Origin of the sequence: Comamonas serinivorans (genome assembly GCF_002158865.1) — a bacterium.
In the GTDB taxonomy this organism is placed as follows: Bacteria; Pseudomonadota; Gammaproteobacteria; order Burkholderiales; family Burkholderiaceae_C; genus Comamonas_E; species Comamonas_E serinivorans.
Genome location: NZ_CP021455.1, coordinates 1,048,006 through 1,070,780 on the forward strand (window position 1 = coordinate 1,048,006; position 22,775 = coordinate 1,070,780).

At 68.6% G+C, this 22,775-nt stretch carries 16 protein-coding genes and 2 tRNA genes; 10 read left to right on the forward strand and 8 right to left on the reverse strand.

All coding sequences use genetic code 11. The features are described from left to right. Entirely contained in the window at positions 1 to 2,043 is a 2,043-nt protein-coding gene (locus tag CCO03_RS04415) for a M3 family metallopeptidase (protein WP_087277740.1), read from the reverse strand. A 112-nt stretch (positions 2,044 to 2,155) separates the two neighbouring features. Further along, a complete protein-coding gene (locus CCO03_RS04420) occupies positions 2,156 to 3,154 on the reverse strand; it encodes an AraC family transcriptional regulator (protein WP_087284163.1) in 999 nt (332 codons plus the stop codon). A 162-nt stretch (positions 3,155 to 3,316) separates the two neighbouring features. On the opposite strand from CCO03_RS04420, the gene CCO03_RS04425 reads away from it, so the two are divergent. The 7 genes from CCO03_RS04425 (at position 3,317) to CCO03_RS04455 (ending at position 10,681) form a co-directional block, all read left to right on the forward strand. After that, positions 3,317 to 4,501, forward strand: a complete 1,185-nt coding sequence (locus CCO03_RS04425; protein WP_087277743.1) for a lipid-transfer protein — start codon at positions 3,317 to 3,319, stop codon at positions 4,499 to 4,501. Positions 4,502 to 4,514: 13 nt separating this feature from the next. Beyond that, positions 4,515 to 4,955, forward strand: coding sequence for a MaoC family dehydratase N-terminal domain-containing protein (locus CCO03_RS04430; protein WP_087277746.1), 441 nt, complete (start codon positions 4,515 to 4,517; stop codon positions 4,953 to 4,955). Positions 4,956 to 4,968: 13 nt separating this feature from the next. Continuing rightward, positions 4,969 to 5,382 carry a MaoC family dehydratase gene (locus CCO03_RS04435; RefSeq protein ID WP_087277749.1) on the forward strand — a complete coding sequence of 138 codons (414 nt, stop codon included), beginning with the start codon at positions 4,969 to 4,971 and terminating at the stop codon, positions 5,380 to 5,382. A gap of 81 nt (positions 5,383 to 5,463) precedes the next feature. Then, positions 5,464 to 6,294, forward strand: a complete 831-nt coding sequence (locus CCO03_RS04440) for an SDR family NAD(P)-dependent oxidoreductase (RefSeq protein ID WP_087277751.1) — start codon at positions 5,464 to 5,466, stop codon at positions 6,292 to 6,294. Between the two features lie 367 nt (positions 6,295 to 6,661). Continuing rightward, on the forward strand, positions 6,662 to 8,230 hold the full coding sequence (locus tag CCO03_RS04445) for a class I adenylate-forming enzyme family protein (RefSeq protein WP_087277754.1): 1,569 nt from the start codon (positions 6,662 to 6,664) through the stop codon (positions 8,228 to 8,230). Positions 8,231 to 8,316: 86 nt separating this feature from the next. Next, positions 8,317 to 9,873 carry an acyl-CoA synthetase gene (locus CCO03_RS04450; RefSeq protein WP_087277757.1) on the forward strand — a complete coding sequence of 519 codons (1,557 nt, stop codon included), beginning with the start codon at positions 8,317 to 8,319 and terminating at the stop codon, positions 9,871 to 9,873. A gap of 1 nt (position 9,874) precedes the next feature. Beyond that, positions 9,875 to 10,681, forward strand: coding sequence for an enoyl-CoA hydratase/isomerase family protein (locus tag CCO03_RS04455; RefSeq protein ID WP_087277760.1), 807 nt, complete (start codon positions 9,875 to 9,877; stop codon positions 10,679 to 10,681). 434 nt (positions 10,682 to 11,115) lie between these two features. Here CCO03_RS04455 and folD read toward each other — a convergent pair whose 3' ends face one another. The 3 genes from folD to CCO03_RS04470 all read right to left on the reverse strand — a co-directional run bounded on the left by folD (position 11,116) and on the right by CCO03_RS04470 (position 15,294). Next, entirely contained in the window at positions 11,116 to 11,973 is an 858-nt protein-coding gene (gene folD / locus CCO03_RS04460; RefSeq protein WP_087277763.1) for a bifunctional methylenetetrahydrofolate dehydrogenase/methenyltetrahydrofolate cyclohydrolase FolD, read from the reverse strand. A gap of 133 nt (positions 11,974 to 12,106) precedes the next feature. Beyond that, entirely contained in the window at positions 12,107 to 12,736 is a 630-nt protein-coding gene (locus CCO03_RS04465; RefSeq protein ID WP_087277765.1) for a response regulator transcription factor, read from the reverse strand. Between the two features lie 89 nt (positions 12,737 to 12,825). After that, a complete protein-coding gene (locus CCO03_RS04470) occupies positions 12,826 to 15,294 on the reverse strand; it encodes a PAS domain-containing sensor histidine kinase (protein ID WP_087277768.1) in 2,469 nt (822 codons plus the stop codon). 143 nt (positions 15,295 to 15,437) lie between these two features. Here CCO03_RS04470 and CCO03_RS04475 point away from each other — a divergent pair. Then, positions 15,438 to 15,513: transfer RNA gene (locus tag CCO03_RS04475), tRNA-Asn, on the forward strand. 170 nt (positions 15,514 to 15,683) lie between these two features. Here CCO03_RS04475 and CCO03_RS04480 read toward each other — a convergent pair. Next, the gene (locus CCO03_RS04480) at positions 15,684 to 15,992 is read right to left on the reverse strand and encodes a hypothetical protein (protein WP_087277771.1); all 309 of its coding nucleotides are present in this window, start codon (positions 15,990 to 15,992) and stop codon (positions 15,684 to 15,686) included. Positions 15,993 to 16,369: 377 nt separating this feature from the next. Between CCO03_RS04480 and CCO03_RS04485 the strand changes: the two genes are divergently transcribed. Then, positions 16,370 to 16,445: transfer RNA gene (locus CCO03_RS04485), tRNA-Asn, on the forward strand. Between the two features lie 497 nt (positions 16,446 to 16,942). On the opposite strand, the gene hglS is transcribed toward CCO03_RS04485, so the two are convergent. Next, the gene (gene hglS / locus CCO03_RS04490) at positions 16,943 to 18,346 is read right to left on the reverse strand and encodes a 2-oxoadipate dioxygenase/decarboxylase HglS (protein ID WP_087277774.1); all 1,404 of its coding nucleotides are present in this window, start codon (positions 18,344 to 18,346) and stop codon (positions 16,943 to 16,945) included. Between the two features lie 326 nt (positions 18,347 to 18,672). Here hglS and CCO03_RS04495 point away from each other — a divergent pair, with 326 nt between their 5' ends. Then, positions 18,673 to 19,551, forward strand: a complete 879-nt coding sequence (locus CCO03_RS04495) for a LysR family transcriptional regulator (RefSeq protein WP_418236048.1) — start codon at positions 18,673 to 18,675, stop codon at positions 19,549 to 19,551. A gap of 145 nt (positions 19,552 to 19,696) precedes the next feature. On the opposite strand, the gene CCO03_RS04500 is transcribed toward CCO03_RS04495, so the two are convergent. Then, on the reverse strand, positions 19,697 to 22,363 hold the full coding sequence (locus tag CCO03_RS04500; protein WP_087277781.1) for a [protein-PII] uridylyltransferase: 2,667 nt from the start codon (positions 22,361 to 22,363) through the stop codon (positions 19,697 to 19,699). Between the last annotated feature and the right edge of the window lie 412 nt (positions 22,364 to 22,775).

Genomic DNA, 22,775 nt, shown 5'->3' on the forward strand with positions numbered 1-22,775 from the left:
TCAGACCGTCTCGGCCATGCCCTGGTGGCGCAACAGGGCGTCCAGGCTGGGTTCGCGCCCCCGGAAGGCCTTGAACGACTCGATGGCCGGGCGGCTGCCACCCGCTTCCAGGATGGACTGGCGGTAGCGGCGGCCGGTCTCCACGCTGTGGCGGCCCTCGGCGTCCATGGTCTCTTCAAAGGCGGCGTAGGCATCGGCAGACAGCACCTCGGCCCACTTGTAGCTGTAGTAGCCGGCGGAATAGCCGCCCGCGAAGATGTGGCTGAAGGTGTGGGCCGAGCGGTTGTAGGGCGCCGTGGGCAGCACGGCGGCTTCGGCGCGCACGCGCGCCAGCACCTCGGCCACGTCGGGCTGGGCGGTGGCCGCATGCAGTTCCATGTCGAACAGCGCGAACTCGATCTGGCGCACCGTCTGCATGCCGGCCTGGTAGTTCTTGGCCGCGGTCATCTTGTCGAACAGCGCGCGGGGCAGCGGCTCGCCGGTCTCCACATGGGCCGTCATGTGCGAGAGCACGTTCCACTCCCAGCAGAAGTTCTCCATGAACTGGCTGGGCAGCTCCACCGCATCCCACTCGACGCCGCTGATGCCCGACACGTCGTGGTCGTTCACCTGCGTGAGCATGTGGTGGATGCCGTGTCCGAACTCGTGGAACAGCGTGGTGACGTCGTCGTGGGTGAGCAGCGGTGGCTTGCCGCCCACGCCGGCGGCGAAGTTGCACACCAGCTGTGCAATCGGCGTCTGCAGCGTGCCCGTGTCGGGGCGCAGCCAGCGCGAGCGCACGTCGTCCATCCAGGCACCACCGCGCTTGCCGGCGCGTGCGTCGGGGTCGAGGTAGAACTGGCCCAGCAGCTGGCCATCGCGTTCGATGCGGTAGAACTCCACCGTGGGGGCCCACACCGGGGCCAGGTCGCGGCGAATGGCGACCTCGAACAGCGTCTCGACGATCTTGAACAGGCCTTGCAGCACCTTGGGCGCCTGGAAGTACTGCTTCACCTCCTGTTCGCTGAAGGCGTAGCGCGCTTCCTTGAGCTGCTCGCCGATGTAGCTCCAATCCCAGGGCTGGGGGTCGGCGATGCCGAGCTGGTCGCGGGCGAAGGCGCGCAGGTCGGCCACATCGCGCTCGGCGTAGGGCTTGGCCTTGGCGGCCAACTCGCGCAAGAACGCCATCACTTGCTCGGGGGTGTCGGCCATCTTGGGCACCAGCGAAACCTGGGCGAAGTTGTCGTAGCCCAGCAGCTGGGCTTCTTCGCGGCGCTTGGCCAGCAGGGCGTCGATGATGGCGGTGTTGTCGTAGGCGCGCGCATCGCCCTCGGCCTGGTCCGAGGCCCGGGTGACGTAGGCGCGGTACAGGCGCTCGCGCAGGGCGCTGGAGCGCGCGAACTGCATCACGGGCAGGTAGCTCGGCAGCTTCAGCGTCAGCTTGTAGCCGTCGCGGCCGTCGGCCTGGGCGGCCTCGCGCGCCGCCTGCTTCACGTCGTCGGGCACTCCGGCCAGCTCGTCTTCGCTGGCGTAGTCGGCAAAGGCGTCGGTCGCATCCAGCACGTTCTCGCTGAACTTCTGCGCCAGGGCGGCCTGTTCTTCCTGCAGCTCGGCAAAGCGGGCCTTGGCCTCGCCCTGCAGCTCGGCGCCGCCCAGCACAAAGCCGCGCAGCGCGTTTTTCAGGGCCTGCTGCTGGGCCGCATCCAGCGTGGCCGGGTCGATCTGCTTGTACTTGGCGTACAGGCGCTCGTCCGCACCCAGGCGGGTCCAGAACTCGGTGACCTGGGGCAGGGCGGCGTTGTAGGCCGCGCGCAGCTCGGGCGTGTCGGCCACGGCGTTCAGGTGGCCCACCATGCCCCAGGCCCGTCCCAGCCGCTCCGTGGCGACGTCCAGCACCCGCGCCATGGCCGTCCACTCGGCCGGAAAGTCGGCTTGCACCACGGTGTCCAGCGCCGCGCCGGCGTCGGCGATGAGGCGCGCGATGGCCGGGGCCACATCGGTGGGCTGCACGGCGTCGAAACGGGGCAGGCCGGAGAAATCGAGCAAGGGGTTGGGCGTTGTCATGTCAGGCGAGGTGGGGGCGGTTGGGCGGGGATCAAGCCAGGCGGCTTGGCATGGATCAGCGGTGCAGGCAGTATGGCAGAGCTGGCGTTAGTGGTTGAATGGGGAGGGCGCATTACCCCTGCTCGCTGAGCAGGCGGGCCCGATAGGCGCCCGGCGGGCTGCCGGTCCAGGTCTTGAAGGCGCGCTGAAACGCCGCCGCGCTGGAAAAGCCCAGTTCGTCGGCCAGCGTGGCGAAATGGGTGAGGCCGGTGGCCAGGCGCGCGATGGCCATGTCGCGCCGCAGCTCGTCTTTCAGGGCCTGCCAGGACGTGCCCGAGGCCGCCAGCTGGCGCTGCAGCGTGGCGGCGGACACGTGCAGGCTCTGCGCGATGTCGGCCAGGCCGGGCCAGCGTTCGTCGGCCTGCAGGTGGTGTTGCAACTGTGCCCGCACGCGCGCGTCCATGCCCTCGCGCTCGCGCTTGGGCGCGATGACCGAGGCCGGCCAGCTGGCGATGAAGCTGCGCACCGCGGCCTCGTCGCGGCTGAAGGCACGCGGCAGCCGCTTGGCGTCGAACCAGAAGGCGGTGTGGGCCTGGCCGAACCGCAGGCTGGCCGGAAACACCAGGCCGTAGTCGTTGACGTGAGCGGGCTGCTCGAAGGCGAACTCGAAGCGCTGCACCTTCAGCGAACCGCCGGCCAGCCAGGCGGCCAGGCGCCACATCACGCGCAGCAGGAATTCGTGCAGGAAGCGGGCGGGCCGCGTCCCTGGGTGCGCGGTGATCACCAGCCCGGCCAGTGCGCCCTCGCGCACCAGCTCGGTGTGCACGTCGTCTTGCAGCACGGTGAAGCCCAGGCAGACGCGGCGCAAGGCCGCCTCCAGGTCGCGTGAGCCCAGCGCCGAGCGCGTGAGCAGCTCCAGGCCGCCGCGCTTGATGGGCCGGCTCAGCAGCCCCAGGGCCTCGTCGTTCAGCGCCATCATCAGGGCGCGGAACAGCGCGATGTACTGCGCCGAGGTCACGCGGGCGCTGTCAACGGCCAGCAGTTCCGGCGCGATGCCGGCGGCGCGCAGCAGGGGCTCGGGCGCGCGGCCCTGGGCCCGCGCGCCTTCCAGCATGCCGCGGACCAGGTGCATGGACGCCGTGTGGGGAGCGAGTGCCTTGGCCAGCACAGGTTGAGGTGTTTTGCGAGGGGAATGAGGTGATTTGGCATGGGCCAAAACGCGCGTCGATTCTACGATTTGGGCCACATGCAGCGCGAAGGTGCGCTGCCTTCCGCACAGCGTCCAGGAGCAGCCATGAGTCGTGATGTCGTCGTCGCCGGTGTCGGCATGATCCCGTTTGCCAAGCCGGGCAAGCACGATCCCTACTTCCAGATGGCCGCCACGGCCACGCGGGCCGCGCTGGGCGACGCCGGCGTGGCCTACGGTCAGATCCAGCAGGCCTACGTGGGCTATGTGTACGGCGACTCGACCTCGGGCCAGCGTGCACTGTACGAAGTCGGCATGACGGGGATTCCCGTCGTCAACGTCAACAACAACTGCTCGACCGGCTCGACCGCGCTGTTCCTGGCGCGCCAGGCCATCGCCTCGGGCGCCGCCGACTGTGTGCTGGCGCTGGGGTTCGAGCAGATGAACCCCGGCGCGCTGGGCTCGGTGTTCGCCGATCGACCCAGCCCGTTCGACCGTTTCGATCAGGCCACCGACGAGCTGGTGGGCCATGGCGAGATCCCGCTTGCGCTGCGCTACTTTGGCGGCGCCGGCAAGGCGCACATGGACGAATTCGGCACCCAGCTGTCCACCTTTGCCAAGATCCGTGCCAAGGCCAGCCGCCATGCCGCCCGCAACCCCCTGGCGCTGTTCCGCACCGAGGTGACCGAGGACGAGGTGATGGCCGCCCCCGTGATGTGGGAGGGCGTGATGACGCGGCTCATGGCCTGTCCGCCCACCTGCGGCGCGGCGGCGGCCGTGCTGTGCTCCGACGCCTTTGCGCAAAAGCATGGCCTGAGCCGCGGCGTGCGCATCAAGGCCCAGGCCATGACGACGGACACGCCCGCTGCCTTCGAGGCGCGCGACATGCGCGAGGTGGTCGGGTTCAGCATGGCGCGCGCCGCCGCCCAGCAGGTGTACGAGGCCGCTGGCGTCGGGCCGGCCGACCTCGACGTGGTGGAACTGCACGACTGCTTCGCCCACAACGAGCTGCTGAGCTACGAGGCCCTGGGCCTGTGCCCCGTGGGCGGGGCCGAGCAATTCGTGCTGGATGGCGACAACACCTATGGCGGCCGCGTCGTCACCAACCCCTCGGGTGGGCTGCTGTCCAAAGGGCACCCGCTGGGCGCCACGGGGCTGGCGCAGTGCACCGAGCTGGTCCAGCAGCTGCGCGGCACGGCCGAGGCGCGACAGGTCGAGGGCGCGCGCCTGGCGCTGCAGCACAACCTCGGGCTGGGCGGCGCCTGCGTGGTGACCCTGTACGAACGCGTCTGACCCCGGAGCCCCCATGATCGACAAACGCTGGATCGGGCACGAGCTGCCCGCCTCCGAACTCTGCATCGACCGCACCCGCCTGCAGTTCTTCGCCAAAGCCATCGGTGAAACCGGGCCGCTGTTCACCGATGCGGCCGCCGCGCGCGCCGCCGGCCATGCCGATGTGCTGGCGCCGCCCACCTTCCTGTTTGCGGCCGAGATGGATTCGGGCGCCATGGACCGGCTGCTGGCCGACCTGCAGGTGCCCATCGCCAAGATCCTGCATGGCGAGCAGGGCTTTGCGTACCACCGGCCCGTGGTGGCCGGCGACACCATCACCGTGCGCTCGCGCATCGCCGACATCTACGACAAGAAGCAGGGCGCGCTGGAGTTCGTGGTGAAAACCTCGCGCGCCACCAACCAGCGGGGCGAGCACGTGGCCGACCTGCGCTCGGTGATCGTGGTGCGCCACTGATGGAGGCCCTGACATGACGCATCCCACCTTCGACCGCGTGCAGGTCGGCGACGAGCTGCCCCCGCTGCAGCTGGCGCCCATCAACCGGACCACGCTGGCGCTGTTTGCGGGCGCTTCGGGCGACCACAACCCCATCCACATCGACACCGACTTCGCGCGCGCCGCCGGCATGCCCGACGTCTTTGCGCACGGCATGCTGGGCATGGCCTGGGTTGGCCGGCTGGTGACGGGCTGGGCGCCGCAGGGCGAGTTGCGCGCGTTCAACGTGCGGTTTGCCGGCATCACCCACCTGGGCAATGCCGTGCGCTGCACCGGCCGCGTGGCCGAAAAGCTGGACGACCGCTGCGTGCGCCTGACGCTGCAGAGCGAGAACCAGTTCGGCCAGATCAAGATCGCGGGCGACGCCCTGGTGACGCTACCTGCTTGAATTTAAGGCAGTATTGCCCGATTGCCGTTGATCAAGAAACGGCAGTCTGTGCATACCTATTCAATCGATCAAAGGAACATCATGACAAGCAAACTCGACGGCAAAGTGGCCCTGGTGTCGGGCTCGGGCCGCGGCATCGGCCGCGCCATCGCCCTGAAGCTGGCCAGCGAAGGCGCGCGCGTGGTCGTCAACGACCTGGACGCGGCGCCGGCCGAAGACACCGTGGCGGCCATCCGCGCCGCCGGGGGCGAGGCCACGGCCTGCGTGGGCAGCGTCACCGCCACGGATTTCGCCGAGCGCTTCGTCGGCACGGCTGTCGAGACCTACCAGGGCCTGGACATCATCGTCAACAACGCCGGCTACACCTGGGACACGGTGATCCAGAAGATGACCGACGAGCAGTGGTACGCCATCATCGACTGCCACCTGACGGCGCCGTTCCGCATCCTGCGCGCGGCCCAGCCCGTCATCAAGGGCCTGCACAAGGCCGACCTGGAAGCCGGCCGGGTCACGACGCGCAAGGTGGTCAACATCTCGTCGGTTGCGGGCCTGTTCGGCAACGCGGGGCAGACCAACTACGCGGCGGCCAAGGCCGGCATCGTCGGCATGACCCAGACGCTGGCCAAGGAGTGGGGCCGCATGAACACCACCGTGAACTGCGTGGCCTTCGGCCTCATCCAGACGCGGCTGACGGCGGCCACCTCCGACAACTCGACGGCCAACATCGAAGGCCGCGAGATCAAGCTGGGTGTGAACCCCGGCCTGATGGCCGCCATGGAGCAGACCATTCCGCTGGGCCGTGCCGGCACCCCCGAAGACGCGGCCGGTGCGGTCTACCTGTTCTGCCAGCCCGAATCCGACTACGTCAGCGGCCAGACGCTGATGTGCACGGGCGGTCTGACGGGCATCTGAGCCCGGAACCGCTGCGTGCCCGCGTTCGGGGCGCGGCCTGGGGTTTGGCCGCCACGGGCGCCGCTGGTGTGGCATGGTGACCAGGCTGGGGCCGAAAACCGTGCCGTGGGCCAGCGGGCAGTTCCGCGGGCATCGACCCGAGGCACGCGCAGCGACCCATGCCTTCACCGGCCGGGTGACCAGGCCCGCCGCAGGCCGCAGCGCCTGTTGCCGCGCTGCCCAGCGGACGGGATCGCGCGATGCCGATGGCGCCCCATCGCTGAGACGCTGATTGCCGAGAACGAGAACGAGAACGAGACCGAGACCGAGCGCGGGCCTGGCCGCCGATGCCGCATGCCCTTGCCCCTACACCAACCGGAGACCCCCCATGGCCAACGACACGCAACGCACGCACAGCGCCCTGGGCGAACACGTGGTGGGCAACCTGCTGACCACGGCCGCGCGGCGGTTTGGCGACGCCGAGGCCTTCTTCTGCTCGGCCACCGGCCGGCGCATAGGCTTTCGCGACCTGAACACGCGCTGCAACCGCCTGGTGCATGCGCTGCAGGCCCAGGGCCTGCGCCAGGGCGATTGCGTGGCCTTCCTGAGCAGCAACCGCACCGAGATCGTCGAGATCTACTTTGCGCTGGCCAAGGGCGGTTACGTGGGCATGCCGCTGAACTACCGCCTGGCGCCGGCCGAGATGCGGGCGCTGATGCAGGACGTGGACGCGGCGGCCCTGCTGTTCGAAGACCGCTTTGCCGAGGCCGCGCACGCCGCGTGCACCGACCTGTCCAGCCTGCGGGTGCGCGTGGCCTTTGGCGAGGCCGGTCAGCCTTTGGAAGGGGTACTGCGCTACGAAGACCTGCTGAACAACGGCGAAGTCCATGAACCCCAGGTGGTGGTGCATGAGCACGACCCGTATTACTACAACCTGACCTCGGGCACCACGGGCCTGCCCAAGTGCTACGTCATCAGCCACTACAACAACGCCACCATCGGCAACGTGTGCATGGCGCTGGACATGTCCAACCGCGACGTGGTGCTGACCCTCATCCCCATGTACGGGCGCATCGGCTTTTTGTGGCTGGCCACCTCGGTGATGTACGGCATCCGCAACGTGCTGATGAACTTTGCGCCCGACGAGGCGCTGGCGCTGATCGCGCAGGAGCGCGTGACCATCAGCAACCTCGTGCCCACCATGGGGGCCATGCTGCTGGCGTCGCCCCGGCTGGCGCAGACCGACCTGTCCTCGCTGCGGGGGCTGATCTTCGCCGGCTCGCTGCTGCCCGCGCCCGTGCGCGAAGGCGTGATGGCCAGGCTCTGCCCCCACCTCTACGAGTACTACGGCATGCAGGAGTCGAGTGCCCTGGTGGTCAGCACGCCGGCCGATCGCCGCCTGCGGGCCGATTCGGTGGGGCGGCCCATCCTGTTCTGCGAGGTGCGCGTGGTGGACGAGCAGGGCCGCGATGTGCCTGCCGGCGAGACTGGCGCCATCATCGGCCGGGCGGCGGGCTCGGTCACGGCCTACCACCGCAACCCGGCCAAGACGGCCGAAACCTTTGTGGATGGCTGGCTGCACACCGGGGACCTCGGCCGCCTGGACGAGGACGGTTTCCTCTTCATCAACGGGCGGCTCAAGGATTTGATCGTCACCGGCGGGCAGAACGTGCACGCGGGCGAGGTCGAGGAAGCCATCCTGCGCGTGCCCGGCGTGGCCGACTGCGCCGTGATCGGCCTGCCTGACCCGCTGTGGGGCGAGGCCGTGACGGCCGTGGTGGTGCCAGCGCCCGGTGCGCAGGTGGACGAGGCCGCCGTCATCGCCCAATGCCGCCAGAGCCTGGCGGGCTTCAAGGCGCCCAAGCGCGTGATCGCGCAGGGCGAGGCCTTGCCCCGCACGCCCACCGGCAAGGTGCAGAAGTTCCTGCTCGTCGAACGCTACCAGGCGTCTGCCTGAGCCCACGCAGGCCGCAGCCCGGCGCCGCCGCATGCGGTGCCGGGCCGGCCATTCCCTCGTCTCCGTTGCTCTGCCAAGGCCCCGCCATGTACCTGACCCAGTCTCTGCACCGCGCGATCCAGCAAACGCCCGACCGGCCCATCACCGTGTTCCAGGGGCGCCGCCGCACCTTTGCCGAATTTGGCGCGCGCATCGCGCGCTATGCCGGCGCGCTGCACCGGCTGGGCTTGGCTCAGGGGGATCGCGTGGGCATCCTGAGCCTCAACTCCGACTGGTACCTCGAGTACTACCTGGGCACCTACTGGGCCGGGGGCGCGGTCAACCCCATCAACATCCGCTGGAGCGCGGCCGAGATCGCCTACTCGCTGGACGACTGCCAGACGCGCATCCTGCTCGTGGACGACAGCTTTCTGCCGCTGCTGGGCGAGATCCGCCAGCTCAGTCGCGAACTCCAGACCGTCATCCACGTGGGCGACGGCCCGGCGCCTGCGGGCTTGCTGTCGTACGAGCAGCTGGTAGCCGACACGGCCCCGGTGGCCGATGCCCGGCGCGGCGGTGACGAGCTCGCGGGCGTGTTCTACACGGGCGGCACCACCGGCTCGCCCAAAGGCGTGATGCTGTCGCACCGCAACCTGTACGTGAATGCCATGGCCATGGTGGCCGAGGGCGCCGTGCCGCACGGCTGCGTCGGGCTGCACGCCGCGCCCATGTTCCACCTGGCCGATGGCGCCTTCATGAACGCCATGCTGCATGGCGGCGGCACGCACGTCATGGTGCCGCGCTTCGAGCCCGTGGCGGTCATGCAGGCCATCGCCACCGAGCGCGTGACCGATGCGCTGCTGGTGCCCACCATGGTGCAGATGCTGGTGGACCACCCGGCGCTGACGCAGCACGACGTGAGCAGCGTCACCGGCATCCTCTACGGCGCCTCGCCGATCGGCGAAGGGCTGCTGGACCGCGCGATGCAGGCCTTCCCGTCGGTCGGCTTCACGCAGCTGTACGGCATGACCGAGCTGTCGCCCGTGGCCACCATCCTGACGCGCGAGATGCACGGCGAGGCCGGCCGCAGCCGCGGGCGGCACCGCGGTGCAGGCCGCGCGGCCCTGGGCAGCGAGGTGCGCATCGTCGACCTCGATGACCGCGAAGTGCCGCGGGGGGAGGTGGGCGAAGTCGCCGTTCGCGGGCCGGGCGTGATGATGGGGTACTGGAACAAGCCGGCGGAAACCGCGGCCGCTGTGCGCGAAGGCTGGATGCACACCGGCGACGGTGGCCGCATGGACGAGGACGGCTACATCTACATCGTGGACCGCATGAAAGACATGATCGTCACCGGGGGCGAGAACGTCTACAGCGTGGAATCCGAAAGCGCGCTGGCCACGCACCCGGCCGTGGCCGTGTGCGCCATCATCGGCGTGCCGAGCGAGCAGTGGGGCGAGGCCGTGCACGCCTTCGTCGTGCTCAAGCCCGGCCAGCAGGCCACGCCCGACGAGCTGATCGCGCACTGCCGCACGCGCATTGCTGCCTACAAGTGCCCGCGCAGCGTCGACTTCATCGAGGCCATGCCGCTGTCGGGCGCCGGCAAGGTGCTCAAGACCACGCTGCGGGCCCCGTTCTGGGCCGGCCGCGACCGCCAGGTGGCCTGACATGGGCGACCGCACTTCAGGCACCGTGCACTGGGACGTGCGGGCCGGCGTCGGCCACATCGTGCTGGACCACCCGGCCGGGGCCAACGCCCTGTCCACGCCGCTGGCGCGCCAGTTTGCCGCGGCCATCACCCAGGCCAGCCAGGCCGACATCGGTGCCGTGCTGTTGTCGGCCACGGGCCCGCAGTTCTGCGCCGGGGGCGACATCCGCGAATTCGTGGCCAACCGGGACCGGCTCGACCAGCTGGTGGCCGGCATCCTCGACGTCGTTCACCCGGCCATCCACCAGCTGGCCACCTTGCCGCTGCCCGTGATCAGCGCGGTGCAGGGGCCCATCGGCGGGGCCGGCATCGCGGTGGCCCTGTGTGCCGACCTGGTGCTGGCCTCCAGCGCCATGTTCGTGCGCGGCGGGTACTCGGCCATCGGGCTCAGTCCCGACCTGGGCGCGTCCTACTTCCTGGCGCGGCGCAGCAGCGCGGCGCGCGCCAAGTACGTGCTGATGACCAACCGGCCGATTCCGGCCGAGGCGTGCTTGCGCTGGGGCCTGATCGATGAGCTGCATGCCCCCGAGGCCCTGCTGCCCGCGGCCACCGCGCTCGCCGAGCGCCTGGCGGCCGGCGCCACGGGCTCGCTGGGCGGCATCAAGCAGCTGTGCGACGCCGCAGGCCAGCACGACTTGCGCACCCACCTGGACCACGAGCGGGCCGCCTTGTTGCGTTGCGCCGGTTCGGCCGATGGGCGAGAAGGCGTGTCGGCCTTCATCGACAAGCGCAGCCCGCGCTTTGGCGGGGGGCGCCTGGACCGCTGAGGCCCTGTCGTGGTGAGGGGGACTGGATCGGCGGGGGCATCTGATCTGGCGGGCCTTCGGCATCGCGCAGTGCCGTGGGACGGGGCGATGCGCCAACGCCGGCCGCCAAGCTTGCTGAGAGCCGCTTGTCGACGAGATCAGGGAACGCCGGGTGCTTGGCCGAGGCACCCCATTGACCCGGTGCAGCGCGGCCTGCGCATCTGGCCGCGTCGCAGCGCTGCTGGCGCGCGCAGGTTGCTGGTGTTGACATCCTGGGCACACCAGCAAGGCGCCGGTCACGCTGGAGCTGGACCGATTCACCGCTCGGTACCCGCCCAGGTCGTGCAGGTGGCGCGCAGCTTGCGCGCCCACACGGCTCGTTGAATTCATAGGGCAGTATGAAGTGATTTCCGTTCATGAATAAACGGAAATGGCCTCATACTGCCTAAAATGTGTCAGGCGACCAGCTGGCGCTGGGCAGCTTCCAGCGTGTTCTGCAGCAGCATGGTGATGGTCATGGGGCCGACACCGCCGGGCACGGGGGTGATGTAGCCGGCCACCTGTTTCACGCCCTCGAAGTCCACGTCGCCGCAGAGCTTGCCCTCGTCGTTGCGGTTCATGCCCACGTCGATGACCACGGCACCGGGCTTGACCATGTCGGCCGTCAGCACGTTGCGCTTGCCCACGGCAGCGACCACGATGTCGGCCTGGCGCGTCATCGCGGCCAGGTCGGCTGTGCCGCTGTGGCAGATGGTGACGGTGGCGTTGGCCGCCAGCAGCATCATGGCCATGGGCTTGCCCACGATGTTGGAGCGGCCGATGACGACCGCGTGCTTGCCGCGCAGGTCTTTCAGGCCGATGGACTCGAGCATCTTCATGCAGCCGTAGGGCGTGCAGGCCTTGAAGCCGACTTCGCCGACCATCAGCGCGCCGGCGCTGGCGACGTGGAAACCGTCCACGTCCTTGGCGGGCGAGATGGTCTCGATCACCTGGTGGTCGTCGATGTGCTCGGGCAGCGGCAGCTGCACCAGGATGCCGTGGATGGCGGGGTCGTTGTTCAGCGCCTCGACGCGGGCCAGCAGCTCGGCCTCGGTCATGCTGGCATCGTATTTCTCGAGCACCGAATGGAAGCCCACGGCCTCGCAGGCCTTGACCTTGTTGCGCACGTAGACCTGGCTGGCCGGGTTGTCGCCGACGAGGACCACGGCCAGGCCGGGGGTGATGCCGTGGGCCTTGAGGATCTCGGTTTGGGAGGCGATCTGTTCGCGCGTTGTCTGGGCCAGCGCGTTGCCGTCGATGAGTTGGGCTGTCATGGCGAAGGTGGGTGGTGGTATGAAGCAGTATGCGCCAATTGGCGTTGAGGATTCAACGGCAATCGGCGCATACTGTGGGTATTGTTGACGAGGGTGACGGGCTGGGTGCCGGCGGACCTGTCAACCGAAACGGTCAGGCCTTGGCTGGCGCAGAGGCTCCCAGGGCAATCTTGAGCAGGTCGGCCACGGTGTTCGCGCCCAGCTTTTCCATGATGTTGGCGCGGTGCGCTTCCACGGTCTTGATGCTGATGCCGAGGTCGTCGGCGATCTGCTTGTTGAGGCGGCCGGCCACGATGCGCTCGAGCACTTGCGATTCGCGGCCTGTGAGCTTGGCCATCAAGGCCTCGCGCGTGGCGGCGCTTTGCTGCTGGGCAAACTTGCCCACGGCCTCGGCCTGCATGCGCTCGACCAGGGCCAGCAGCTGGGCTTCGTCGAAGGGCTTCTGGATGAAGTCCATGGCGCCTTTTTTCATGGTGTCCACGGCCATGGGCACGTCGCCGTGGCCGGTGATGAACACGATGGGCAGGGGAGACGAGCGCTCGATCAGCTGGTCCTGCAGCTCCAGGCCGCTCATGCCGTCCATGCGGATGTCGACCAGCAGGCAACCGACGTCGCGCACGTCGAAACGGGCGAGGAAGGATTCGGCCGAGTCGTAGCAGTGCACGCGGTAGCCTTTGCCTTCGAGCAGCCATTGCAGCGAATCGCGCACGGCCTCGTCGTCATCGACCACGTAAACGGTTCCCTTTTTGTCAGGCAAATTCATGCGTCTCCTTGTCGAGGTATTTACAGCAGGGCCTCGGGGATGCGCGTCACAGGTGGCTGTGCGGCACACGCGCTGCGCGTGTGCGTCCTCTAAATGGGAATCCAGAAGGTGAACCGGCAGCCCTCGGGCAACGAATCATTGTAGAGGTTCTGGGCCTGGATCCGGCCATGATGCGATTCGACGATGGAGCGGCACAGGTTCAGGCCGATGCCCATGCCTTCCTGCTTGGTGCTGAAGAAGGCTTCGAACAGGCGCTCGAGGACCTCGGGCGGCAAGCCGCTGCCGGTGTCGGTGATCTGAAAGCGCACGCAGTCCTGGCCTTCGATGCTGGCGCGGGTCACGTTCAGGTCGACCTTGCGCTTGCCCAGGGGGCGTGCCGCGGCATCGACGGACTCGGCGGCGTTCTTCATCAGGTTGATCAGCACCTGCTCGATCAGGATGGGGTCGACGTGGATGGGGGGCAGGTGCGGCTGCACGTAGCGCGTGAGTTGCACGCGGCGGCGGCGTGCTTCGATCTCGACCAGCTCCAGCGCTTCCTCGACCAGCTCGTGCACGTTGCACCAGCTGCGGTTGGGCTCGCTGCGTTTCACGAAGGCGCGGATGCGCTGGATGATCTGGCCCGCGCGTTGGGCCTGTTTGGCCGTTTTCTGCAAGGCGGTCTGCAGGTCTTCGGTGCTGATCTGGCCGGACTCGATGCGGCTGAGCATGCCGCTGCAGTAGTTGGAGATGGCGGTGAGCGGCTGGTTGAGCTCGTGGGCCACGCTGGAGGCCATCTCGCCCATGGTGATGAGGCGGCTGGCGGTCTGCGCCCGCTCGGCCTGCGAGGCCGCCAGGTCTTCGGCGTGCTTGCGCGCCGTGATGTCGGTGGCGATCACCATCTGCGCGATGCGGCCGTCCACCCAGTTGAGGTAGCGCGAGCGGATCTCCAGCCACTTGTCGAGGTTGGGCACGTACAGCTCGGCCTGATCGCCCACGCTGTCGGCCAGGGAGTCGGTGGGCAGGCCGGCAAAGCCGTCCACGGTGTCGAGCGAGTCGTCCGAATACTGCGTCCCCAGGGTCGCACCCCGCTCGACCAGGGTCAGGTGGCCGCGCGTGTCGTCGCCAAACCATTGCCGGTACAGGCGGTTGGCAAACAGCAGCTCGGTGCTGCCCAGTGGCGCCACCGACACCGAGGCGTCCAGCGCCTGCAGCACGGTGGTGAACCGCTCTTGCGCGGCCGAGAGCTGGCGCCGGATGCGGTTGGGTTCGGTGATGTCCGTCATGGCCGCCATCCAGCCCGATTGCTTGCCGGTGGTGTCGACCAGCGGCGTGACGTAGAGGCGGGCGTCGAACAGCGTGCCGTCCTTGCGCTTGACGCGCATCTGGTGGCCCATGTGGGTGGCGTTGCCGCCCAGCTCGTCCTGCAGGTACAGGTTCAGGTCGGCCCGGTCGTCGTCGGGCCAGTAAGGGAAGGGCGCCGTGGTGCCCACCAGCTCGGATTCGCTCCAGCCCGTCATCTGGCAGAAGGCCGGGTTCACGTAAATGATGCGGCCCTGCAGGTCGAGCGCGCGCATGCCGGTGGCCATGGAGTTCTCCATGGCCTGGCGAAAGGTGATCTCGGCCTGCAGCAGGGCCTGGGCCTGCTGGCGCCGCCGCAGGTGACGCCAGTTGGCGATCAGGGTCCAGGCGGCGAGCAGGCTCAGTGCGGCCACCAGCCAGAACAGCATGTTGCCCAACAGGCCGGGCGACACGCGCCAGGCCTGGGCACGCAGCAGCAGCCCGTTGCCGACCGGCGACACGGGCACCTGGTATTCCTCGAGGCCGTTGGTCCAGGGCAGCAACTGCCCGGCGCTGTTGCGCTCCGGGATGCTCTGGCCGGCCAGCACCTGCTGGTTGGCGTCCAGCAGCGCGATGGCGTAGCGCGCGCTCACTTCGTTCGGGATGGCGTGGCGGATCAGGCCGTCGAGCGAGAACTCAGCCAGCAGCACGCCCGCAAAGCCGTTGCTGTCCGACAGCGGCAGGTACAGCTCCAGCATGGCGTCGCGGCCCAAGGCATTGGCGGCCGGCTGCACGTAGACCGGCTGCATCAGGTCCCGCGTCAAGGCAAAGCCGCTTTCGGTGTCGCCGGGCGACAACTGTTCGCCGGGGCGGCGCTGCAGCGAATTGGGCAGCAAGGGCGCGGCGGCGGCCGCCACGATGGCGCGCCCGTCGTCGATCCACGTCAGCGAAGCCAGGTCCGGGCTTTGCGCCAGCACGCTTTCGGCGCGCGGCTGGAACAGGCTGGCGTCGCTGTCGTCGTTGGAGATGGTGCGGGCCAGCCGCATCAGCACCTCCTGGCGCTCAAGCAGGCGCAGGCGAACGCGTTGTTGGGCGTACTCTACGTTGCGCTTGAGCGAATCGCGTTCGCGCGCCAGCTCCTCGCTGTGCAAGTACCACAGGGCGGCCGTGATGGCGAGCAGGAACAAGGCCACCGACAGGATGGGGGCCAGCACCGAAAACCGGTCGTTGAAGCGTGCGAGTCGTTCGCGCCAGTGGTTGGCTTTGGCGAGGAGAAAGGGCGAGTTCGGCACGCTGGACATGGGAGGCGAGTGTAGGGGTGAAGCGCTTGTGCCGGGTTGCCTGACGCGCGGCTTGCGGTCCGTTGTTTGGACGGTTGCTCAGCGAAAAGACACCGCGTCCGCTGCAAAGCAGGCTGAAAACGTGCTACACTGCCAGCTTCTGTTCCCTGATAGCTCAGTCGGTAGAGCGACGGACTGTTAATCCGCAGGTCCCTGGTTCGAGCCCAGGTCGGGGAGCCACATACAAGCCCTTTGGGCCCGAAAAGCCGCATCCATGTTCATGGTTGCGGCTTTTTTCTTGGGACGTGCGGGCGGCTCGGCGTTGGCTCCAGCGCTGTTGCCCATCTCGGCCTGCGGGCGCGAGCACCAAAAAGCCCGCCAGCGCGGGCTCGTCGGTTCAGCGCTCGGCTTCAGCTGAACTGTTCGCGCCAGGTGCGCGTCGCTCGGGGCTGGGCCCGCAGCCAGATGAAGTAGAGCACCGGGCCCCAGCACATCACGCCGATGAAGACCGACAACAGCATCGACCGCCATTCATAGGGTATCGGCTCGGCGCCGACGCCCAAGGCGACAAACATGGAGCCAAGGATGCAGGCCAGGAATGCCGTCACCCATCCGCCGATTCGATACACCCACGACTTCACGCCACGCACGCAAGACGTTGCGGCAACCAGTCCAGCAAGGGCGCCCACTGTCCAGATCGTCACACCGGTTTCGTTCATCGTTCCTCCAATTTGAAGTGGCCTCCCTGGTGGTGAAGGGCCGTGCAGCCCTCGCGGGACAGGATACGGCCGCCGGATGACGGTGGCTGTAGTCGAATGTCCAACATCCGCTGCGGCACCTGCCCGACATCTGCCGTGCGGGTAGGTTGGGCTCCAGAGTTGCCAGGCGGCTGTGGCGGCTGCGCAGGACACGGCTGTGCCTGGGTCATCGGTTGGACCAAACTCTTGCGTCGTAGCCCTGTGGCAGCCGAACGCGGGAGCCGCAACCGGCGTTCTGTCGAACGGGGCTTTTCAACGGTGGACTTTGGCGGGCAGCGCGTTCAGGGCGCCGCACAGACCGTGACCGGGCTGCAAAACCTGCTATACTGCTAGCTTCTTCCCCGATAGCTCAGTCGGTAGAGCGACGGACTGTTAATCCGCAGGTCCCTGGTTCGAGCCCAGGTCGGGGAGCCACATTTGAAAAGCACCGGTTGCGCAAGCAGCCGGTGCTTTTTTTCTGGCCTGAACACCGCGTTTGTGTGGGCCCTGAGCGCGTCGTCAGTCTGGCCACGCGTGGCGCGGTCAGACCCGCGCCTCGGTCGAACGCCACATCGATGACCGCTGCAGGCGTTTCCCCGGATGTTGACCTCACGGCGGGCCGTGGCCAGCTCCTCATGCCATCCGTTATAGATGCCTGGTGCAACCAGCGCGGTGCCGCCGAGGCGCTCAAGAGCTCGTTGAGCAACAGCTCCTGGGTGAATCGTTTCGCCTCGTCCGCCTTCAGCGCTTCCCACCCGCCGTCGGAGTTCGCGGGGTCCAAGCGCTGGCACACCGGCGAATGTGGGTGGGCATCGGGCAGATGCGTTGTACCCTGCAGGAGGCGTGCAGTATCCGGCCCTTGTCGTTTCTCGTGAAACGGGAATCGGCAGATACTGCGCCACCTGAACGCCGGTGCCAGGCGCCCGTCGCCGTCAGGCTGCCACGGTCTTGCCGTGTGCGAACTGCGCCTGCAGTGCCTGCAGCGAGCGCTGCTGCATGCCGGCGTAGATCTCGAATTCGTCCAGCACGGGGCGGCCCAGCGCTTGCTCGAAGGCGAGCTGGGCCGATTGCGCGGCGTAGCTCCGCGCTTCCTGTCCGCCCAGGTTGGACTGGAAGATGCCGGCGGCGCTGACGGGCAAAAAATCCTCGTAGACGATGGGTTGCAGGCCGACGACGTTTGCCCGCAGCAGCGCAGGCAGATCGAGGTCATCTGCCGCATGCGCGTGTCGCGAGAAGGCGGCGGGGTCGAGGACGGTGTAGCGGTAAAAGGCCAGGCCTTGCGCATGCAGGCTGGGGGCGTCGTCGGGGAAGGCCTGGAAGGCGGCCGTCAGCCGTTCGGCGTAGTCGTGGGCCGTGCTGCCGGCCCCGTCGATGTTGCGGACCTGGGCCAGCAGCTGGTCGTACAGCGCGCGGCCCTTGCGGGTCAGGGCGACGCCGCGTTGCTCGATTTCGCCGAAGCGGGCCGTGTGCGTGTCCGCGTGCGTGCCGGTGCCCGATGCCTGGGGAAACGCGATGACTTCTTGCAAGGCCTTGAAGCTGGTCTGGCGCAGCAGGATGGGGCAGCGCCGGCGGGGTGGGCCCTCCACCACCGCCTTGGCCTCGATGCCCCGGCGCGGCATCTCGGCCTGCGCGGCGTCGATGTCCAGCGTGCGCGGGGTCAGGTGGTTGATGTGCGGCCCGCGGAAGCACACCACGTCGGCCACCAGGCGGTGGGCGTTCAGCAGCTGGCGGTAGGTGGCGGCATCCACCGTGGCCGTGGGGTGCCAGCGGAAGGTGGGCAGCAGGGCGGCCACGAACCGGGCCGCGTGGTCGGCGTCCAGGCCGCCGTCGCGCTCGCACTGGTGCAGCAAGGCCAGTACCTCGTCGGTGAAGATCGCGCGCCGGGCCAGGATCTGCCGCGCCTGCTCGCGCAGTGCCGGGTCGTCGATCAGCTCGAGCCGCAGCAGCGAGGTGAAGACGCGGAAGGGGTTGATGCGCAGGGCCTCGTCGTCCACGGGCCGGAAGGCGGTGGCGTGCACCGGCACGCCGGCGACCGACAGGTCGTAGTAGCTCACGGGCTGCATGCCCATGACGCGGAACAGGCGGCTGAGGGTGGCCAGCTCGTGCGCCGTACCCAGCCGGATCGCGCCATGGCGCTCGACGTCGATGCGGTCCATGTCGCCAGCTTGGGCCAGGGCCTCGCGCAGCGCGGGGTTGTGCGCCAGGGTGTGCTGGTTGATGTCCGCCACCAGGTTCAGCAGGGTGCCGTACTGGGGCACTTCGGTCCGGTACATGTCGGACATGGCCTGGGAAAACAGGCTGCGGATGGCGTCGGGGGAAACGAATGCGGCGGTCATGGTGATGGGCAGAGGAGGTTCTTCTCGCACGCAGCCGCAGACGAACGGCGGCGCATGGGGCATGCCGGGGATTGTCGAAGTGGCACGGGTCAGGCGCAAACGACATTTCGGACCCATGTCATGCGCAGTGGGAATGACCCGGGCAATGTGCTGGCGCGTCACCGTGGTGATCGGTAGGTCGACAACGGCGAGCAGCTCGGGGTCTCGTTCTCGCGCTGGCAGCTCATCTCGGCCTCGAACGGGGCGGTTTGTCTTCTTGGTATGGTTCCGAACCCGCATGACCCAGGATTGCCCGCGTGACCAGCTTGAGACCCTATCTGCCGCCCATGAGCTTGCTGTGTGCGTTCGAGGCCTGTGCCCGCCTGGGGCGGTTCACGGCGGCCGCGCACGAGTTGCACCTCACGCAAAGCGCGGTCAGCCGCCAGATCAAGGCCCTGGAGGATTTCCTGGGCGTGGCGCTGTTCATCCGCGAGCGCCAGACCGTTCGCCTGTCGCCCGAAGGCGAGCGCTACGCGCACGAGGTGCGCGAGGCCCTGCGGCTGCTGGCTGGCGCCAGCCTGGGGTTTCGGGCCAACCCGCAGGGCGGCAGCCTCACCCTGGCCATCTTGCCCACCTTTGGCACGCGCTGGCTGGCGCCGCGCCTGCCGCGTTTCCTCGAGGCGCATCCGGGCGTGACCCTGCACCTGGTCACGCGCCTGGCGCCGTTCGACTTTCGCCAGCTGCACCCCGATCACGGCCAGATCGACGCCGCGATCCACTACGGCGAGGCGGACTGGCCAGGGGCCGAGCTCGACTTCCTGCTGACGGAAGAGGTGGTGCCGGCCTGCAGTCCGGCGTTCCTGGCCAAACACGGCGTGCAGCAACCGGCTGATCTGCAGCGCGTGCCGCTGCTGCATCTGGCGTCGCGGCCTGATGCTTGGCGCCAGTGGCTGGCGTTGTACGGTGTGGCGGCCCAGCCTGCGGGCGGCATGGTGATCGATCAGTTTGCCGTGGTGACGCAGGCCGCCATGGCCGGGCTGGGGGTGGCCTTGCTGCCGCGGTTCCTGTTTCAGCCCGAGCTGGACCGCGGCGACCTGGTGGCGGCGGTGCCTGCGATCTGCGAGAGCGTGGGCGCCTACCACCTGGCCTGCGCGGCCCACCGCCTGCGGCATCCGCCCTTGCAGGCGTTCAGGGCCTGGCTGCAGGGCGAGGTTGGGCGCGGGTGAGTGGCTGGGGGCCTGGCGCGGTCTTCATGCGGCCGTTGATGTTGAAGATGGAGTATCTGCCAGTTACCGTTCATGAATGAACGGTAACTGGCAGATACTCCATTCAACATCAAGCTGAGGCGGCCGTGAATCGCCTGCGTTGGCCTCAGGGCTGCCCCAGCACCTTCAGCAGGTCGCGCTCCAGCGCGAGCTGCGTGCGGCTGTCCTGCAGCGCCGCGCCTTCGATGAGGAAGCTGTCTTCGGCGCGCTCGCCCAGCGTCAGGATCTTGGCCAGTTGCACGTTGATGCCATAGCTCGCGAACACGCGCGCAATCGCATACAGCAAGCCCACGCGGTCGCTGGCCGACACGGTGAGCAGCCAGCGCTGGGCCTTCTCGTCGGGGCGCAGGTCCAGCCGCGGCAGGATGGGAAACGAGCGCACGCGGCGCGAAACCCGGCCCGTGCGCGGCTCGGGCAGCGCCGGGGTGGACAAGGCCTTGGCCAGGCCATTTTCCACCAGGTTGATGAGTTCGCGGTAGTGCTCGGGCTGCTCTTCGGTGATGACCTGGAAGGTGTCCAGCGCGTGGCCATCGCGCGTGGTGTAGATGCGCGCATCCACGATGGACAGGCTGGAGCGGTCGAAGTACCCGCAGGCGCGCGCAAACAGGTCAATGCGGTCAGGCGTGTACAGCAGCACCTGCAGGCCCTCGCCGATGGGGGACAGGCGGGCGCGCACCAGCACGCGGGTCGCTGCATCCTGGGGGTCGGGCTGGTGGTTCAGGTAGCGCGAAATCTGCCGCGTGTGCCAGGCGATCTCGCCCGGGTCGTGGCGCATGAAGTAGCTCACGTCCAGCGTGCTCCACAACGCGCGCTCGGCCTGATGGGGCTGTGAGCCGCGCGCCAGCAGCACCAGGGCTTCGCGCTTGGTGGCCTCGACCAGCGCGCTGGCGTCGGGCACGTTGCCGCCCAGCACGCGGGCTGTGGCGCGGTAGAGGTCCTCGAGCAGCTTGCCGCGCCAGGCATTCCAGACCTTGGGGCTGGTGCCGCGGATGTCGGCCACGGTGAGCAGGTACAGCGCCGTCAGGCGCCGCTCGTTGCCCACGCGCTCGGCAAAGGTGGTGATGACCTCGGGGTCGCTCAGGTCCTGCTTCTGCGCGGTCTGGCTCATGGTCAGGTGCTCGCGCACCAGGAACTCCAGCAACTCGGTGTCGGCTTCGGCCACGCCATGCGCGCGGCAGAAGCGCCGCACCTCCATGGCGCCGAGCTCGGAGTGGTCGCCGCCGCGGCCCTTGGCGATGTCGTGGAACAGCGCCGCCGTGTACAGCAGCCAGGGCTTGTCCCAGCCCGCCGCCAGCTGCGAGCAGAACGGGTACTCGTGCGCGTGCTCGGCCATGAAGAAGCGCCGCATGTTGCGCAGCACCATGAGGATGTGCTGGTCCACCGTGTAGACGTGGAACAGGTCGTGCTGCATCTGGCCGACGATGCGGCGGAATACCCACAGGTAGCGGCCCAGCACCGAGGTCTGGTTCATCAGCCGCATGGCGTGCGTGATGCCCTGCGGCTGCTGCAGGATGGCCAGGAAGGTGGCGCGGTTGACCGGGTCGCAGCGGAATGCGCTGTTCATCTGCGTGCGCGCGTTGAACAGCGCCCGCAGCACGCGCGCCGACAGGCCGCTGACGCCCACGGCTTGCTCGAAGGTGAGGAAGGTGTCCAGGATGGCGTGCGGGTCGCGCTGGTACAGCTCGTCGTCGACCAGGTCGAGCAGGCCCGCGCGTTCGACGAAGCGTGCGTTGATCGGGTTGGGCTGAGGCTCGGGCAGGCCCTTGGCCACGCGCAGGCGCTCTTCAATGCCCTGCAGCAGGATCTGGTTGAGCTGCGCCACGGCCTTGGCGCTCCAGTAGTAACGCCGCATCAGCGTTTCGCTGGCGCGCAGGGCCAGGCGGCCCTCGGCATTGAAGCTGTTGGCGTAGCCGAAGGTTTCGGCCAGCGGCGTCTGCATGTCGAATACCAGGCGGTCTTCGCGGCGTTTGGCCAGCAGGTGCAGGCGCGCCCGGATCAGGCCCAGCAGGCGTTCGTGGCGCTGCAGCAGCGTGGACTCGCGCACGGTGGCGACGCCGTTCGCGGCCAGGGCTTCCCAGCTGTCGCCCAGGCCGGCGGCGCCCGCCACCCAGCGGATGACCTGGAGGTCGCGCAGGCCGCCGGGCGACTCCTTCACGTTGGGCTCCAGCGCGTAGGGCGTGTCCTCGTACTTCTGGTGGCGCTGGCGCATCTCCAGCACCTTGGCGACGAAAAAGGCCGCAGGGTCGGTGGCGCCGCGCACCCCGTGCGTGAAGGCCTCGAACAGCGCCGGGTTGCCGACGATCAGGCGCGCTTCCAGCATCGCGGTCTGGATGGTCAGATCCTCGTTCGCCAGGCTCACGCATTGCGCCACCGTGCGCACGCTGGAGCCGATCTCCAGCCCCGTGTCCCAGCAGCCCGAGATGAAGTGCTCGAGCTGGGCCTGCTGCGCCGCATCGGGGTGGTCCACGTCGTCGGGCAGCAGGATCAGCACGTCCACGTCGGAATGCGGGAACAGCTCGCCGCGTCCAAAGCCGCCCACGGCCAGCAAGGTCCAGTTGCCAGGCAGATCGGCCCAGTGCCAGAGCTGGCGCAGCGCATCGTCGGTCAGGCCGCTGAGGGCCTGCAGGCTGGCTTGCAGGCCGCGCGTGCTGGCGCCGGCCTTGAGCACCTGCTCGAACAGGGCTTGCTTGCGGCTCAGGTACTGTTCGCGCGCCTGGGGCGGCGGCGGGGGCGAGACCGCGGGAGGGGCAGCAGGGCCAGAAGAAGAAGCCATGTCCGGTGGGGGTGAGCGCTCAGGTAAGGTGAATTCTAATTGAGTATGCCGTAGCCAGCGTTCGCCATGCCTGAAGCCTTGCAAGATACTTCACCTCTGTCAAGGCTCGATTCGCCCCATGTCGGTGCATGGTGCGCGGTGCCCGGGCAGTTGGGCAGCAGGGCGCGTGAGGGGCGCTGCGGCCCGGCAATGGCGGGGCGTGACCTGGGTGAGCGGGTGTGGCCAGGGGCGTGGGGCGGGCGCCGTGGCCGTGTGTCTGCTTGCCGATGGCGAACGGGTAGGGTGGCGCGCCGGCGCTCGGCCTGTGTCTTGCCGCGCGGGAGGAGCAGTTGCCGCACGCATCTGGCTCGCGGATGCGCTGCAGTTCGAAGCGGACATCTGTCTCGTCGAGGCAGGCCCGCGTGGCCCATGA

Excerpts from the sequence above, each read along its gene's own strand:
- CCO03_RS04435 (WP_087277749.1), top strand. The coding sequence starts at position 4,969 with ATGACGCATCCCACCTTCGACCGCGTGCAGGTCGGCGACGAGCTGCCC.
- CCO03_RS04480 (WP_087277771.1), bottom strand. The coding sequence starts at position 15,992 with ATGAACGAAACCGGTGTGACGATCTGGACAGTGGGCGCCCTTGCTGGA.
- CCO03_RS04420 (WP_087284163.1), bottom strand. The coding sequence starts at position 3,154 with ATGCACCTGGTCCGCGGCATGCTGGAAGGCGCGCGGGCCCAGGGCCGC.
- CCO03_RS04495 (WP_418236048.1), top strand. The coding sequence starts at position 18,673 with ATGAGCTTGCTGTGTGCGTTCGAGGCCTGTGCCCGCCTGGGGCGGTTC.
- CCO03_RS04455 (WP_087277760.1), top strand. The coding sequence starts at position 9,875 with ATGGGCGACCGCACTTCAGGCACCGTGCACTGGGACGTGCGGGCCGGC.
- CCO03_RS04470 (WP_087277768.1), bottom strand. The coding sequence starts at position 15,294 with ATGTCCAGCGTGCCGAACTCGCCCTTTCTCCTCGCCAAAGCCAACCAC.
- CCO03_RS04445 (WP_087277754.1), top strand. The coding sequence starts at position 6,662 with ATGGCCAACGACACGCAACGCACGCACAGCGCCCTGGGCGAACACGTG.
- CCO03_RS04500 (WP_087277781.1), bottom strand. The coding sequence starts at position 22,363 with ATGGCTTCTTCTTCTGGCCCTGCTGCCCCTCCCGCGGTCTCGCCCCCG.
- hglS (WP_087277774.1), bottom strand. The coding sequence starts at position 18,346 with ATGACCGCCGCATTCGTTTCCCCCGACGCCATCCGCAGCCTGTTTTCC.
- folD (WP_087277763.1), bottom strand. The coding sequence starts at position 11,973 with ATGACAGCCCAACTCATCGACGGCAACGCGCTGGCCCAGACAACGCGC.
- CCO03_RS04425 (WP_087277743.1), top strand. The coding sequence starts at position 3,317 with ATGAGTCGTGATGTCGTCGTCGCCGGTGTCGGCATGATCCCGTTTGCC.
- CCO03_RS04465 (WP_087277765.1), bottom strand. The coding sequence starts at position 12,736 with ATGAATTTGCCTGACAAAAAGGGAACCGTTTACGTGGTCGATGACGAC.
- CCO03_RS04450 (WP_087277757.1), top strand. The coding sequence starts at position 8,317 with ATGTACCTGACCCAGTCTCTGCACCGCGCGATCCAGCAAACGCCCGAC.
- CCO03_RS04415 (WP_087277740.1), bottom strand. The coding sequence starts at position 2,043 with ATGACAACGCCCAACCCCTTGCTCGATTTCTCCGGCCTGCCCCGTTTC.
- CCO03_RS04440 (WP_087277751.1), top strand. The coding sequence starts at position 5,464 with ATGACAAGCAAACTCGACGGCAAAGTGGCCCTGGTGTCGGGCTCGGGC.
- CCO03_RS04430 (WP_087277746.1), top strand. The coding sequence starts at position 4,515 with ATGATCGACAAACGCTGGATCGGGCACGAGCTGCCCGCCTCCGAACTC.